Origin of the sequence: Rhodanobacter humi (assembly GCF_041107455.1) — a bacterium.
Taxonomy (GTDB): Bacteria; Pseudomonadota; Gammaproteobacteria; order Xanthomonadales; family Rhodanobacteraceae; genus Rhodanobacter_A.
This window is the reverse complement of record NZ_JBGBPY010000001.1, coordinates 3,054,492-3,069,614: the sequence shown is the minus strand read 5'-3', so window position 1 is coordinate 3,069,614 and position 15,123 is coordinate 3,054,492. Positions and strand designations below refer to the sequence as shown.

Annotated in this window: 13 protein-coding genes and 1 pseudogene; 8 read left to right on the top strand and 6 right to left on the bottom strand. The window is 67.9% G+C overall.

What is annotated here, in order from left to right; genetic code table 11:
- Positions 1 to 570: 570 nt before the first annotated feature.
- A complete protein-coding gene (locus AB7878_RS13665; protein ID WP_369494879.1) occupies positions 571 to 2,823 on the bottom strand; it encodes a glutaminase family protein in 2,253 nt (750 codons plus the stop codon).
- A gap of 215 nt (positions 2,824 to 3,038) precedes the next feature.
- On the opposite strand from AB7878_RS13665, the gene pyrF reads away from it, so the two are divergent.
- From pyrF to AB7878_RS18515, 5 genes and pseudogenes are all read left to right on the top strand, one after another.
- Entirely contained in the window at positions 3,039 to 3,854 is an 816-nt protein-coding gene (gene pyrF / locus AB7878_RS13660; RefSeq protein ID WP_369494878.1) for an orotidine-5'-phosphate decarboxylase, read from the top strand.
- Between the two features lie 84 nt (positions 3,855 to 3,938).
- On the top strand, positions 3,939 to 4,451 hold the full coding sequence (locus AB7878_RS13655) for a TrmH family RNA methyltransferase (RefSeq protein ID WP_369494877.1): 513 nt from the start codon (positions 3,939 to 3,941) through the stop codon (positions 4,449 to 4,451).
- A gap of 71 nt (positions 4,452 to 4,522) precedes the next feature.
- Positions 4,523 to 4,939, top strand: coding sequence for a VOC family protein (locus AB7878_RS13650; RefSeq protein WP_369494876.1), 417 nt, complete (start codon positions 4,523 to 4,525; stop codon positions 4,937 to 4,939).
- A gap of 129 nt (positions 4,940 to 5,068) precedes the next feature.
- Positions 5,069 to 7,954 (top strand): valine--tRNA ligase, encoded by a 2,886-nt coding sequence (locus tag AB7878_RS13645; protein WP_369494875.1) that lies wholly within the window; start codon positions 5,069 to 5,071, stop codon positions 7,952 to 7,954.
- Positions 7,955 to 8,063: 109 nt separating this feature from the next.
- Positions 8,064 to 8,201, top strand: a pseudogene (locus AB7878_RS18515) (hypothetical protein); the annotation flags it as partial.
- 81 nt (positions 8,202 to 8,282) lie between these two features.
- Here the strand turns inward: AB7878_RS18515 and rimI are convergent.
- From rimI to AB7878_RS13625, 3 genes are read right to left on the bottom strand one after another with little or no spacing between them, the layout of a single operon-like run.
- Complete coding sequence (gene rimI, locus AB7878_RS13635) at positions 8,283 to 8,765, bottom strand: ribosomal protein S18-alanine N-acetyltransferase (protein WP_369494874.1); 483 nt, start codon at positions 8,763 to 8,765, stop codon at positions 8,283 to 8,285.
- Positions 8,766 to 8,770: 5 nt separating this feature from the next.
- Positions 8,771 to 9,262, bottom strand: coding sequence for a hypothetical protein (locus AB7878_RS13630; RefSeq protein WP_369494873.1), 492 nt, complete (start codon positions 9,260 to 9,262; stop codon positions 8,771 to 8,773).
- Positions 9,259 to 10,044 (bottom strand): CDP-alcohol phosphatidyltransferase family protein, encoded by a 786-nt coding sequence (locus tag AB7878_RS13625; RefSeq protein ID WP_369494872.1) that lies wholly within the window; start codon positions 10,042 to 10,044, stop codon positions 9,259 to 9,261. Before AB7878_RS13625 ends, AB7878_RS13630 begins: the two co-directional genes overlap by 4 nt.
- 131 nt (positions 10,045 to 10,175) lie before the next feature.
- Here AB7878_RS13625 and AB7878_RS13620 point away from each other — a divergent pair, with 131 nt between their 5' ends.
- From AB7878_RS13620 to AB7878_RS13610, 3 genes are all read left to right on the top strand, one after another.
- Positions 10,176 to 10,604, top strand: a complete 429-nt coding sequence (locus tag AB7878_RS13620) for a DUF4124 domain-containing protein (protein ID WP_369494871.1) — start codon at positions 10,176 to 10,178, stop codon at positions 10,602 to 10,604.
- 158 nt (positions 10,605 to 10,762) lie between these two features.
- The gene (locus AB7878_RS13615; protein WP_369494870.1) at positions 10,763 to 12,460 is read left to right on the top strand and encodes a proline--tRNA ligase; all 1,698 of its coding nucleotides are present in this window, start codon (positions 10,763 to 10,765) and stop codon (positions 12,458 to 12,460) included.
- A 249-nt stretch (positions 12,461 to 12,709) separates the two neighbouring features.
- Positions 12,710 to 13,030: an H-NS histone family protein gene (locus AB7878_RS13610; RefSeq protein ID WP_369495772.1), complete on the top strand. Its 321-nt coding sequence runs from the start codon at positions 12,710 to 12,712 to the stop codon at positions 13,028 to 13,030.
- Between the two features lie 201 nt (positions 13,031 to 13,231).
- Here AB7878_RS13610 and AB7878_RS13605 read toward each other — a convergent pair whose 3' ends face one another.
- Positions 13,232 to 14,509 carry a threonine/serine exporter family protein gene (locus AB7878_RS13605; RefSeq protein ID WP_369494869.1) on the bottom strand — a complete coding sequence of 426 codons (1,278 nt, stop codon included), beginning with the start codon at positions 14,507 to 14,509 and terminating at the stop codon, positions 13,232 to 13,234.
- Positions 14,506 to 14,955: an NfeD family protein gene (locus AB7878_RS13600; RefSeq protein ID WP_369494868.1), complete on the bottom strand. Its 450-nt coding sequence runs from the start codon at positions 14,953 to 14,955 to the stop codon at positions 14,506 to 14,508. Before AB7878_RS13600 ends, AB7878_RS13605 begins: the two co-directional genes overlap by 4 nt.
- Positions 14,956 to 15,123: the final 168 nt, after the last annotated feature.

Here is a 15,123-nt window from a genome sequence, read left to right as displayed (position 1 = left end):
GATGCGCGGTCACCGCTTTCTTGCTTCCTCCAACACTGAATCGATCCAAATTTTCATCGGCCAACGGGCGCATGCCCGTCGTCGACCGACACTTCAAAATCCCGAACGCGTTACTGCGATTGCCCGGATCGAAGGCCGCGAAAGCGGCCGGTTGCCGCGGAACCTGCCGGGACAGGAATTCCGCCCACGCACCCGCACATGCCTGGTGCATGCAGGCACGTCACCGTGGAAATACCGATGGCTTCGGTGGTTGCATTTCTCAAACCCCGTCAACCCGCCAGGCAGGAGCCGTGACATCCCGGGCAGCCCACTCCTGCCCGATCGTCACGCGGCCGAAGCCGCACTCACCCCTCGTGTCACTGGCGTGATGTGGATCACAATGACTTGGATCGATCTTAACGCTTCAGTCGCAAGCTACACCTCGAACTCGATAAGTCACGCTGCGGCGCAAAAAACGGCGCCGCGAACGGTCGGCGGGCCTCGTCGGCCCGCCATTCCATGACGCAGTGGCAGCGCAGGAGTGGGCGCAGGCGAGCCCTCTGGTCTTCTTCCGTGTCTCGTCGGGCCTGGCTAACGGGCAGGCTGCTGCATGCTCCGCACGGCGAGGGGCGCGAAGATGCCGCCCTGCACCGGGCGGGCCTGGAACGCGACGCGGCGCCCGGTGACGGTGCTGTAGAGATCGCAGAACGGCACCCGGTCGGGCGTGCCGTCGGCATAGGCGTAGACGCGATCGATCAGCTCCTGCGCCACCGGCTGATCGGCCAGCCAGGCCGCCGTGAACAGCGCCCAGTCGGACTTGGCGTAGCTGTGCGGCACCTGCAGCGGAAGCCCGAAGGCATTGCACTGCCGCAGGTACCAGGCCGCCTGCATGGCGCGGACTTCCGCAGGGATCAGCCCGGTGCCCAGCAAGCTGTCCGCAAAGCCGTTGTAGAGCGTTCCCCACGTACCCTGCCCGCCGGCGTCGTGATAGGTAAGGTCCAGGTGCGGTGCCTGCGGATCCTGCGCATGCGCGGCCCAGTACGCGATGTCCTTGCGCGCTCGTTCGCGGTAGTGCGCGGCGTCGCCGGCATGGCCGGCAAGCCCGGCCACCTGCCCCATCGCGGCCAGCGCCACGATGCCTTTCAAGGCCAGGTTGACGCTGTGCACGATCGAGCCGGCGAAGTCGTCGGTCTGGTTCTGGAAGCCCGGATCGGGCAGGTTCCGCTCCAGGTATTGCGCCCACTTTTCCAGCAGCGGGTAATGGCGCACGGCGAAGGCCTGCGCCTCGGCACGCGGCGCGCGGCGCAGCCAGGCGGCGATCATGATCAGCATGTCGCCGCTCTCCTCCACCGGCATGTCCTCTTCCTTGCCGTCGTTGTGGCCGGTCGCCTGCGGATAGGCGGAACCGAGGTCGTGCTCGGCGTAGGGCTTGGGCCATCCGCCGCGCCCGGCGTAGTCGAGCAGGGGCAACAACAGCATGCGCAGGTAATCGGGATCGAGGTACATCCACACCGGCGAGGCCGGGTAAAGCACGTCCACGGTGGACACGTTGCCGTCGCTGGAAATCTCCTTCAGGAACGCCCACGGCGTACCGTCCGGTCCCAGCACCAGTTCGGTACCACCGTAGGCCTGCCGCAACGACAGCACGCACAAGCCCTCGTAATGTTCCCCGCCGACGGCACGCGCATCGCGGCTGACGCGCGCATCGAGCGCATCGGCCCGCTGGCGCGCCGCAGCGGCGTCGCCATGGAAGAAATCCAGCATCGCCTTCCAGTCGGCGAAATGCTTCGTCCACAGCGCGCGCAACGGCCGGCCCAGGTAGTTGATGCATTGCTCGCGCACCTGGCCGACCACGAAATCCGCAGAACTCGCAGCAGCACCACAAGGGCCAAGGTCGACCGCCAGCGCCAACGCCGGCAACGCCTTGACCGTGCTGCGCGCCGCCGCGTTGCTGCCGTCAAGCGAACCGTGTTCGACGAAGCGCGCCCGCAGCTTCAGCCGCTCGCCCGCCTGCAGGCTGACGCCGTCGCGCGCCGGCGTCGACCACAGCACCCGGCCCCAGGCCGCGAACTCGTGCTGCTCCGCCAGCGGTTGCGACCTGGCGCGCGCGAGGGTCCAGGTCCGGGCGGCTTGCGTATCGCCGCGCGCGACCACCAGCTCCTGCGCGACATCGTCGCCGGCCCAGTCGCCAGTGATCTCCATGTAGACCTGCACGGCATGGGATGCGCCATCCATGCTGCGCGCCGACACGCGCACGTAGCTCATCGGAATCGACTGGCGGCGGTTGTCGCCCGGCTCCACCGGTGAAAGGAAATCCACCGCCAGCTCGACGCCACCACCTTGCAGGGTGAAGCACGACCGTGTCGCCGTGACGCGCAACGCGGTCTGCCGCATGGCGCGCGGGAAGTCCTCGACCGTCGCCTGCTGCCCGTGGTTGCCATCGGGAATGGCCTGGACGATCTTGCCGTCGCCCATGAACAGCCAGGCCGCGCCGTCGATGCGGGCCAAGCCCACCATCCCCGTGGTGCTGCCCTGCCAGAACTGCGGCGCATTGCCGGGCAACAGCGTTGCCGGCAGCCAGGTGCTCAGGTAGGGCTGACGCACCGCCAGGGGCACGGCAGGCGGACGGATCGGCGTTACCGAGGCAGCGGCCTGCGCAGCATGACCGGCCCCGCCCGCCGCCGGTTCGACGGATGCCGCCCCCAGTGGGGCCTTCGCTTCGGCTGGCAGCAACGCCGAACCGGCGAGTGCCAGGCCGGCGATGCCAGAGAGCCGCAGGACGTTGCGGCGCGAGGGATCGACGTCCGTGGAAGCATCGACGGAAGGCGTGCATTTTTTCGACATGGGGAAGGCCTTGGTCAGGTGCGTCGCGATCGGCGGCAGATGCGGGGAATGTCCGGATGGATCCGGCACACCCCTTGGGACCTTAGGTCCGATCAGGCACAAATGGAAGGCCAAACACGCCCATCGGTGCGATCCCGCCAACCCGTTCGCCATGCCGCGTGCCCGCTGCGCTTCCCTTAAACTGTGCAGCCACTTCCTTGCCCGAGGCACGCGCCATGCGCTTCCACGACACCCTGCGACAGCGCTGGCACGAGCACGGCACGCTGGTCTGCGTGGGCCTCGATCCGGAACCGGCGAAGTTTCCCGCGCACCTGCGCGACCTGCCCGACGCGGTGTTCGCGTTCTGCGCCGCCATCGTCGACGCCACCGCCGACCTCGCCTGCGCGTTCAAGCCGCAGATCGCGCACTTCGCGGCGCTGCGCGCGGAAGAGGCGCTGGAGCGGCTGATCGCGCACATCCACGAAAAACATCCCGGCGTGCCGGTGATCCTCGACGCCAAGCGCGGCGACATCGGCAGCACCGCGCAGCACTACGCCAGCGAGGCCTTCGAGCGTTATCGCGCCGATGCAGTGACGCTGAACCCCTACCTCGGCCGCGACTCGGCGCAACCCTTCCTCGATCGCGCCGACAAGGGCGTGATCCTGCTCTGCCGTACCTCCAACCCCGGCGGCGCGGACTTCCAGGCGCTGGACTGCGGCGGCGTGCCGCTCTACCTGCGCGTGGCCGAGACCATCGCGCGCGACTGGAACGCCCACGGCAACTGCGCCCTGGTCACCGGCGCCACCTGGCCGGAGGAACTGGGCCAGGTGCGCGACGTGGTGGGCGACATGCCCCTGCTGGTGCCCGGCATCGGCGCCCAGGGCGGCGACGTGGCCGCCGTGCTGCAGCACGGCCTGACCGCGGACGGCACGGGTCTGATGATCAGCTCGTCGCGCGCCATCCTCTACGCCGGCAGCGGCGAGGATTTCGCGCGGGCCGCGCGGGCCGCGGCGATGGAACTGCGCGACAGCATCAACCACTATCGTTCCTGATCGCCATGTGTCATCGCGGCTGAAGCCGCTCCTACAGGTATGTCGTTGTAGGAGCGGCTTCAGCCGCGACCCACATTTCCCCATATGTCGAATACCCAGCTCGACCACCACGCGCACCGCCCCGCGACAGGCAAGCACCCGCTCTGCATGCTGGCGCACAACGTGCGGCGACCAGCGAACGTGGGCAGCCTGTTCCGCCTTGCGGATGCGCTGGGCGTGGAAAAGCTCCTCCTCGCCGGCACGACCTGCACGCCGCCGCATCCCAAGCTGCACACCGCCGCCCGCCACACCGAGCAGCACGTGCCCTGGGAGTACGCCAGCGATCCCCTGCCCGTGGTGGTCGCGCTGAAGGCTGCCGGCTACCGCATCGTCGGCCTCGAACTCACCTCCGCCAGCATCGCATTGGGGCAACTGCGGGTTGCCCCGGGCGACCGGATCTGCCTGGTGCTCGGCAACGAGAGCGTCGGCATCTGCCAGGCCCTGCTCGACGCCACGGACGCCACCGTGCACATCCCGATGCGGGGCCACAATTCGTCGATGAACGTCGCCAGCGCCTGCGCCATCGCCACTTACGTGATCACGCAGAAGTTGGGATGATCCCCGGGCGGGGCATCAGGCCTCGCCGCCCGCACCCTGCATCGGGCAGGCAGTGGCATGGAGATCCGCTCATGCGCAGCAATCGATCCATCCCGAACGCCACCATCATCCCCGTGCTCGGCTACGCCGACGTGCCCGCGGCGGCCGACTGGCTGTGCCGGGCGTTCGGGTTCCGCCCACGGCTGCGCATCGGCGACCACCGCATCCAGCTCGCCTATGGCGATGGCGCGGTGGTCGTGAGCGATGCCGGCCCGGAAAACGGCGAACATTTGCCGCGTCAGTCCGTGATGGTGCGGGTGGACGATGCCGACGCGCACCATGCGCAAGCCGTTGCCGCGAGAGCACGCATCGTCAGCGAGCCGACCAGTTGGCCCTACGGCGAGCGCCAGTATTCGGCGATGGACCCCGGCGGCCACCTGTGGACGTTCACGCAGACCGTCGCCGACGCCGATCCCGCCAGTTGGGGCGGCGAGCTGGTCGAACCCTGAGCCGCCCGTGGCCGCCTGGCGGCAGGGCTGCCGAGGCGCCCGCGTTTTGTCAGCCCTGCCCCTGCCGTACAATTCCAAGCTTTGACGCCAGATCCCGCACCCGACCGGTGCGCGCCATCGCGAGCCCCCATGGAAAAGAGTTTCGAACCCGCCCAGATCGAGTCGACGTGGTACGCCCGCTGGGAAGCCAGCGGCGCGTTCAAGCCCACGGGCTCGGGCGAGCCCTACTGCATCCTGCTGCCGCCGCCGAACGTCACCGGCACGCTGCACATGGGCCATGCGTTCCAGCAGACCGTGATGGACATGCTGGTGCGCTACCAGCGCATGCGCGGCATGAACGTGCTGTGGCAGGTGGGCACCGACCACGCGGGCATCGCCACCCAGAAGATCGTGGAGAACCAGCTCGCCGCCGAAGGCAAGACCCGCCATGACCTGGGCCGCGAGCCGTTCGTGGAACGCGTGTGGCAGTGGAAGGAGGAATCCGGCTCCACCATCACCAACCAGATGCGCCGCATCGGCGCCGCCGCCGACTGGTCGCGCGAACGCTTCACCATGGACGAGGGCCTCTCCGCCGCGGTACGCAAGGTGTTCGTGGAGTGGTACCGCGCCGGCCTGATCTACCGCGGCAACCGGCTGGTGAACTGGGACCCGGTGCTGGGCACGGCAGTGTCGGACCTCGAGGTGAACAACGTCGAGCGCGACGGCCACATGTGGTCGATCCGCTATCCCGTGACCGGCAGCGACGAATCGCTGGTGGTCGCCACCACGCGCCCGGAAACCATGCTGGGCGACGTCGCCGTGGCCGTGCACCCGGAGGACGAGCGCTATGCCCACCTGGTCGGCAAGACGCTCACCCTGCCGCTGAGCGGCCGGCAGATCCCGGTGATCGCCGACGACTACGTCGACCGCGAGTTCGGCACCGGCTGCGTGAAAATCACCCCGGCGCACGACTTCAACGACTACGCGATCGGCCAGCGCCACAAGCTGGCGCCGATCACCATCTTCACGCTGGACGCGAAGGTCAACGACAACGCGCCGGAAACCTATCGCGGCCTCGACCGCTACGACGCCCGCAAGCGCGTGCTGGCCGACCTCGAAGCCGCCGGCCTGCTGGTCGAAACCAAGGCGCACAAGCTGCAGGTGCCGGTGAGCCAGCGCTCCGATGCGGTGATCGAGCCCATGCTCACCGACCAGTGGTTCGTCGACCTCACTTCGGACGTCCAGACGGATGGTCGTCCGGGCGGCCGCAAGGCGATCACCGAACCCGCGCTGGACGCCGTGCGCTCGGGCGAGATCAGGTTCGTGCCCGAGAACTGGGCGACCACGTACACGCAGTGGCTGGACAACATCCAGGACTGGTGCATCAGCCGCCAGCTCTGGTGGGGCCATCGCATCCCCGCGTGGTACGACGAGGCCGGCAGCATCTTCGTGGGCGAGGACGAAGCCGATGCGCGCGCGCATGCCGCCGTCGCGCCGGTGGGCGCGTTGAAGCAGGACGAGGACGTGCTCGACACCTGGTTCTCCTCCGCGCTGTGGCCGTTCTCCACCCTGGGCTGGCCGCTGGACGGTGCGGTGAAGGACGCGGACGGCAATGTCGTCGCCGACTGGTCGCACGACCGCATCTACCTGCCCAGCGCGGTGCTGGTCACCGGCTTCGACATCATCTTCTTCTGGGTCGCCCGCATGGTGATGGCGACCAAGTACTTCACCGGCCAGGTGCCATTCCGCGAGGTGTACATCAACGCCATCGTGCGCGACGCCGAAGGCCAGAAGATGTCCAAGTCCAAGGGCAACACGCTGGACCCGCTGGACCTGATCGACGGCATCGAGCTGGAACCGCTGGTGGCGAAGTCCACCAGGTCGCTGCTGATCCCGCAGGTGCGCGAGAAGGTGGAGAAGCGCATCCGCAAGGAATACCCCGACGGCATCAAGCCCATCGGCACCGATGCGCTGCGCTTCACCTTCGCCGCGCTGGCCAGCTACAGCCGCACCATCAACTTCGACCTCAAGCGTGCCGAAGGCTACAAGGCGTTCTGCAACAAGCTGTGGAATGCGGCGCGCTTCGTGCTGATGAATGTGGAAGACCCGCCCGCGGATGCGCCTGTAGGAGCGGTTTCAGCCGCGACACCGGCGCTCGAAATCGCGGCTGAAGCCGCTCCTACAAAACCGGCGACCGAGGCGGAACGGTGGATTCTCACCCGCCTCACGCAGACCTTGGCTGAAGTCGAGCAGCACTTCGTCTCGTATCGCTTCGACCATCTCGCACAAGCCTTGTACGAGTTCGTGTGGAACGAGTATTGCGACTGGTTCCTGGAGCTGTCGAAGCCAGCACTCAACGGCGGCGACACGGCCGCCGCGGCGTCCACGCGGCACACGCTGCTGGTGGTGCTGGAAGCGGTGCTGCGTGCGCTGCACCCGGTGATTCCGTTCATCACCGAAGATATCTACCAGGAGGTATCGCCGCGCCTCGGCCTCGCCGAAACCAGCGTATATGCGCGGCCCTATCCGCAGGCGTCGGACTTCCCGGCCGACGATGCGGCCACCGCCGAGATCGAATGGTTCAAGGCCGTGCTTTCCGGCATCCGCAGGATCCGTTCGGAAATGAACATCGCACCGGGCAAGACCATTCCGCTGCTGCTCGCCGGCGGCGAGGCCACCGATCGCGCCCGCGCCGCGAAGTTCGCCGCGCAGATCGCCTTCCTCGCCCGCACCGAGGCGCCGCAATGGATCGAGCCCGGCACCGCGGAACCGGCCGCCGCGGCCGCCGTGGTCGGCTCGCTGCGCGTGTTGATTCCGCTGGCCGGGCTGATCGACCTCGGTGCCGAGCAGGCGCGCCTCGCCAAGGAAATCACCCGTGTCGAAGGCGAGATCAGGAAGTGCGAGGGCAAGCTCGGCAACGCGAACTTCGTGGCCAATGCACCCGCGGAAGTGGTGGCACAGGAACGGCAGCGCATCGTGGACTGGAATACCCAGCTCGCGGCATTGCGGGAGCAGGCGGAAAAGCTGAAAGGCTGAGCTTCTGTTCCCCTCTCCTGCTTGCGGGGGAGGGGCTGGGGAAGAGGGGCTCTCGTCGCAACAAGAGCAGAGCGCCCCTTACCTATTTCTCGATATCGCCTGCGGCGATATCGAGGGCAAGCTTGGCAACGCGAACTTCGTGGCCAACGCCCCCGCCGAGGTGGTGGCGCAGGAACGGCAGCGCATCGTGGACTGGAATACCCAGCTCGCGGCGATGCGCGAGCAGGCGGGGAAGCTGGGAGGCTGAGCAACTTGCTCCCCTCCCCCGCTTGCGGGGGAGGGGTTGGGGGAGAGGGTGCTTGGCAGGAAGAGCCAGAGCGTCCTTTGCCTATTTCTCAATATCGCTTCCAGCGATATTGAGGGCCATCACGATCGCATCCTCGCGCCCGTCCTTCGCCGGGTAATAGCGCGGCCTGCGGCCGATCTCGCGGAAGCCCACTGATTCGTACAAGGCCTTCGCCAGCGGGTTCGACGGCCGCACTTCGAGGAACACGCGCTGCGCGCCGCTCCAGCGCGCCACGTCCAGCAGGCGGCCGAGCAGGTGCCGGCCCAGGCCCTGGCCGCGGTACGCGGGAGCGATGCAGATGTTGAGCACGTGCGCCTCGCCCGCGCCCACCGACAGCACGCCGTAGCCGGCGACATCCTCGTCGACGCACAGCACCCAGCACGGATGCCCGGCCTTGAGGCAGTCGGCGAAGATGCCGCGCGTCCACGGGAAATCGTAGGAGGCCTGTTCCACCGCCGCGACCTCGTCGAGGTCGTCCATGCGCATCAGGCGCATGTGGCTGGCCGGCCGGGCGACCGCGACCATGGCGCTCAGTGCCCCGTCGTGGCCAGGCTGCGGCGCAGAGTGCGCAGGGCGATCCACAACCGCCGCTTGGCGGCCGCATCGCCCAGCAGGCGGCCTGGCTCGTCCACCAGCACGATCTGCGCCTGCGCGGTCGCCTGCATCGGCAGGCTGCGACCCAGCGCGTGCGCCTGCGCCTCGCCGCAGGCCAGGTAGGCGCGCGCCTGCGGCACGGCGATCTCCGCTTCGCCGGGCTGCACCCGCACGCGTCCGGCACGCGCCAGGGCGGCGCCGGCGGAGTTCAGGGCACGGCCCAGCAGATCCAGCTCGCGCGTGCCGCACGTCGCCGGCAACAGCACCACGCAATCGGCGTTGGTGGTGGCCGGCAACGGCTCGTCGTCCAGCGGCGACATCGCGCCGTCCCCCGCCGCCTGCCGGCGCTGCCATGGCGTCAGGCCCAGCGCACGCAGCACGCGGGCACGGTGCGAGGCACCGCCGGGCGCGACAGCCTGCGCGTTCACGCCACGCCCCCGCGCCGTCCACGGCGGCGGTGCGCAGCCAGCCCCCACAGGGTCAGCACCGGGCCCGACAGCAGGTAGACCGTGAACCCGGCCAGCAGCACGCGCGGCGGATCGAGGTAGAGCAGCACGAGGATCAGCAGCGCCGCCACGATCCACACGAAGGGCACGAGCTGGCGGTCGCCCAGCGGCAGCGACTTGAAGCTGAAATAGCGGAAGCGGCTGACCATCAGCAGGCCGGTGATCGCCGCGATCCACGGCGTGATGAAGCACAGCTCGGCGCCGGTGATATCCGACTTGTCCATGCTCCACACGAAGGACATGCACACCGCCGCCGCGGCCGGACTGGCCAGGCCCTGGAAATAGCGCTTGTCCGCCACGCCCACCTGGGTGTTGAAGCGCGCCAGCCGCAGCGCGGCGCAAGCGGCGTAGATGAAGGCCGCAGCCCAGCCCAGCTTGCCCCACAGCGGGCCGAAGTCGCGCAGCGTGGACAGCGACCACGTGTACATCACCAGTGACGGCGCCAGGCCGAAGCTGACCAGGTCGGACAACGAGTCGTACTGCACGCCGAATTCGCTCTGTGTGCCGGTGAGCCGCGCCACCCGGCCGTCCATGCCATCCAGCAGCGCGGCGATGAACACCGCCACCGCCGCGTCGCCGTAACGGCCGCCGATGCTGGCGACGATCGCGTAGAAACCGGCCGCCATCGCCCCAGTGGTGAACAGGTTCGGCAGCAGGTAGATGCCGCGATGCCGGGGCGGGCGTACAGGCAGGGAGTCGCTCATGAATCAATCCGTGACAGGATGCCTGAAGTGTAAACCATCACCCGCTTGTGTCCGGACGATGCGGGCGGTTAACTAATGCGGTGCACCGGGGTGGGGAACTCCGGCCCATCCGCGTTGCCCTGGAGAACTCCATGTCCCGCTCGCTGATCGTCGTGGCGCTGCTGCTGGTCGCCCCGCTGGCCGTCGCCCAGCAAATCTACAAGTGGACGGACGCCAAGGGCACGGTGCACTACTCGCAATCGGCGCCGCCCGAGGGCACCCGTTTCCAGCAGGTGAAGCTGGCCGGCGGCGTGGAGTCCCCCGCCACCCCGGCCGCGCAACCGGCCGCCGAAACCGCGCCGGCGCCCGCCACCGCACCGACCCCGGCGGGTCCGGTGGCCGACACCCCGGACAACCGCGCCAAGCTGTGCGCCACGCTGAAATCCAACCTCGCCACCCTGCAGGGCAGCGGCCCGGTGGTGATGCAGGAGAACGGCAAGCCCGCGCTGCTGGACGACGCCCAGCGCAAGCAGCAGGTCGAAAGCGCCAATGCGCAATACCAGCAGTTCTGCGCGGGGTAGTAACGGGGCGTTTCGAGGCTGTAGCTCGTTTCCCGCAAGAACAGCTTCTGTCGTTAGCTTGATGACCAGAGCCAGAGCAAGCCATGCCTGTTTGCGGAACCGTCGAGACGGTTCCGCGCGGCTATAATCCGGATTCTTTCAGTCCGGAATCGCCCTGCATGCGCCTCAGCCAATTCCATCTGGCCACCGTCAAGGAAGTGCCCGCCGACGCCGAGATCGCCAGCCACCAGTTGATGCTGCGCGCCGGCATGATCCGCAAGCTCGCGTCCGGCCTGTACACCTGGTCGCCGCTGGGCCTGCGCGTGCTGCGCAAGGTGGAAAACGTGGTGCGCGAGGAAATGAATCGCGCCGGCGCCGTCGAAATGCTGATGCCCACGATCCAGCCGCGGGAACTGTGGGAGGAAACCGGCCGCTGGCAGAAATTCGGCCCCCAGCTGTTGAAGATCAAGGACCGCAAGGAGCAGGAATTCTGCTATGCACCCACCGCCGAGGAAGTGATCACCGATTACGCGCGCAACGAGCTCAACAGCTACAAGCAGCTGCCGGTGAATTTCTACCAGATCCAGACCAAGTTCCGCGATGAGATCCGCCCGCGTTTCGGCGTGATGCGCGCGCGCGAATTCCTGATGAAGGACGCTTATTCCTTCCACCTCGGCCAGGATTCGCTGGCGGAAACCTACCAGGCGATGTACGACGCCTACGCGCGCATTTTCACCCGGCTGGGCCTGAAATTCCGCGCAGTGCAGGCCGACACCGGCGCGATCGGCGGCAATGCCAGCCACGAATTCCAGGTGCTCGCCGATTCGGGCGAGGATGCCATCGTGTTTTCCGACGGCTCCGATTACGCCGCGAATGTGGAAAAGGCCGAGGCATTGGCGCCGATCACGCCGCGCCCCGCTCCCGCCGCCGCCCTGCAGCGTGTGGATACGCCCACCCAGAAAACCATAGCTGAAGTCAGCGCGCTTCTTGGCGTTTCACCCACGCAATGCGTGAAGACCCTGCTGGTGAAAGGCCGCGACGGACTGGTGGCGCTGTGCCTGCGCGGCGACCACGAACTCAACGAGGTGAAGGCCGGCAAGCTGGCGGAATTGCCCGATGAATTCGCACTCGCCGACGAGGCGGAAATCCTCGCCGCCACCGGCACGCGCCCCGGCTTCATCGGGCCGGCCGGCCTGCCCGACACCATCCCGGTGATCGTGGACCGCAGCGCTGCCGTGCTGGCCGACTTCGTCTGCGGCGGCAACCGTGACGGCACCCACCACACCGGCGCCAACTGGGAGCGCGATGCGCGCATCACCCGCGTCGAGGACATCCGTCAGGTGGTCGAGGGCGACCCCTCGCCCGACGGCAAGGGGATGCTGCACCTCGCCCGCGGCATCGAGGTGGGCCATGTATTCCAGCTCGGCCTCAAGTACGCCGAGGCGCTGGGCGCCACCGTGCTCGACGACCAGGGCAAGGCCCAGGTGATGCTGATGGGCTGCTACGGCATCGGCATCAGCCGCATCGTGGCGGCCGCGATCGAGCAGCGCCACGACGAGGCCGGCATCGTCTGGCCGGAGGCGATGGCGCCGTGGCGCGTGTCGGTCTGCATGATCAATCCGAAGGGCAATCCGGAGGTCGCCGCCGCCGCCGAATCGCTCTACCAGGAACTCGCCGCACGCGGCATCGAGACCGTGCTGGACAACCGCGGCCTGCGCCCCGGTGCGATGTTCGCCGACATGGAACTGATCGGCATTCCGCACCGCGTGGTGGTCAGCGAACGCGGCCTCGCCGCCGGCACGCTGGAATACCGCGCCCGCGTTGATGCGGAAAGCCGCGCCGTGACCCGCGACGAACTGCTCGGTCTGCTCGATTAAAACCGGTCGCCAATGCCACGACAAACGGCCGCCATGCGCGGCCGTTTGTTTTCACGGCCGGGGCGTTTCTCCGGGCGATTATCCCGGTTAATGGCCAGGCGCAATACCACCACGCCACCATGGTTTTTTTGTGAAACCGCTCGCTTTGCAAAGGCGGTTTATTTGCGCAAGAATGGCCATCGCGCCGGCAATGCCATTTGTCCTGCATTGATCCGAGCCACCACCATTTCATCGTTCCGGGAGCCTCCGATGGCCGTCGATATCAAGAATCTCAACCACAATCAGCTCAATGACCTGATCAGCAAGGCGCAATCGCGCCAGCATGAATTGCGCAAGGAAAAGGTGGTCAAGCTGCGCGAAAAGGTCCACGCCTTGATCAAGGCCGAAGGTTACAGCTTCGACGACATCTTCGGTGGCGCCCGCGGCAAGCGCCGCAGCGGCGGCACCGTGCCCCCGAAATACCGCAACCCTGCGAATGCCGAGCAGACCTGGTCCGGCCGTGGCAAGCGCCCGCGCTGGTTCAATGAGGCGCTGAAGGCCGGCAAGAAGGAAAAGGATTTGCTGATCTGATTGGGTGGTATCCGCCTGGAATGAAAACGCCGACCTGCGGGTCGGCGCTTTTTTGTGGGGGGTTCACAAGCGGGTTTCGCGAGCGTGCCCCCTCTCCCCAACCCTCTCCCGCAAGCGGGAGAGGGGGCGAACGTGCCGAGCGGGCTCGCCATCTTCCAGGGCCCTGCGATCTGAAGTCCGGGACTTCGGCAATCACCTTTTTCAAAGGGAGCGGCGGGGGGATACCAGCAGTTCGCCGAACAGCAGGCCGGCCACCAGCGACACCAGCAGGGTGAGCAGCAGCAGGGCGGTATCCATGCCCAGGCTGGTGTCGCGCTCCAGCAGGAAGGAGACGCTGCGGAAGCCCACGCTGCCCGGCACCAGCAGCAGGATGCCCGGCTCGCGGATCACCGCGCCCGGCCGCTTTGCCACGCGCGCGTAGAGGTTGGCCAACGCGCTGACCAGCAGGCCGCCCACGAACACGCCAAACGGCGCGCTGGGCAGGCGCCCGGAGAACTCGCCGCCCCAGCGCGTGGCGAGGTAACCGGCGATCACCGCCACGACCACTGCCGGCCAGTCGCGCCGCGCGGCGCGGAACAGCATCGCGAACGCCATCGCCGCCACCAGCAGTGCCGGCCAGTCGGTCCAGCCCGGCAACGGCGGCAGCGCGAAATCGCGCGCATGGATGCCGAACGCGGCGCAGACCTCAGTGGCCGCCACCGTGCCGAAGACCAGCTTGAGCAGGGTCGCCATGGCGCCGCCCAGGCGCGCCATGCCGGAGACCAGGTGCCCGCTGGACACCTCACGCACCGCGGTGGTGAGCGACATGCCCGGCACCAGGATGATCAGCGCCGCCAGCACCACCGACTTGATCGCCAGCGGCACCACGAACGCGCTGACCAGGATCGCCACCGCGGTCGCCACCACCGCGCTGATCGCATCGCTGGCCACCGCCAGCCGCGGCCGCGTGGCGGACAGGAGAGTGATGCAGCCGATCAGCGAACCGATCACCCCGGCGACCACCAGATCGACCCAGGAGCTGTGCAGGAACAGCGCCGCGAGGCTGGCGGCGGACAGGCCGTAACTGGCGACGGTGTTGATCTTCGCCTTGCGCGTGTCCGGCGCGCCCAGCGCACGCAGCAGGCGAGAACCCTCGCGCAGGCCCAGCTCGCCCGCGATCACCCGGTCGGCGATGGCGTCCGCCTCGCACAGGCGTGCCAGGTTCACGTCGCCGGGGGCCAGCCGCATCACCTGGGTAGTCTGTGCCACGCCCTCGTCGCCCTGCCCCAGGTCGGCGAAGGAAATGATGATCGCGGTGGGGCTGGACCACACGTCGGCCTGCAGGCCCAGCCGCCGCGCCGAGAGATCGATCGCCATCTCCAGCCGCGGCGCCGAGGTGCCGTACTGGTGCAACCGCCGTGCCAGCTCCAGCAGGAAGGCGATGCGCGTGTTCAGCGCGGCGGTGACGGAAGGCTGGCTGCCCGCGGCGGGTGCACTCATGCGGCGGCGCGCACCTTGAGCGTGGTGCCGTCCACCGCGACCACTTCCACCGTGCTGCCCAGCGGCAGGTCCGGACCGCTCACCAGCCACTGGCCGTCGCCCACGCGCACCTTGCCGCGACCATTGACGATGGACTCGATCAGCTCGTAGCGCTGGCCGATCATCTGCTCGGCACGACGGTTCAGGCGCTCGTCGCCGGGCGCGCGCCGCTCGATCCGCGGCCGCAGCCAGCGCGCGTAGGCGAAGCAGGCAGCCAGCGCCAGCAACGCGAACAACACCGCCTGCACCAGCAGGCCCATGCCGGGAATCAGCCACAGCAGCACGCCCATCGCGGCCGCGGCGATACCGATCCACAGCAGGAAATAGCCAGGCATCATCACCTCGCCCGCGATCAACAGCAGGGCGAGAATCCACCACAGGTAATGCGTTGCGATCTGTCCGAGCATGGGAGATTCCTTGTCCAGTACCTGTCTCAAAATCGAAACCCGTTCGTGTCGAGCCTAGCGGAACGAAGTTCCGCGAAGTCGGAACAGTTCATTGGCCGGATTCCCTGCCCTTCGACTTCGCGCCTTCGGCGCTACGCTCAGGGTGAACGGATGTCGAGATGGCTTCCA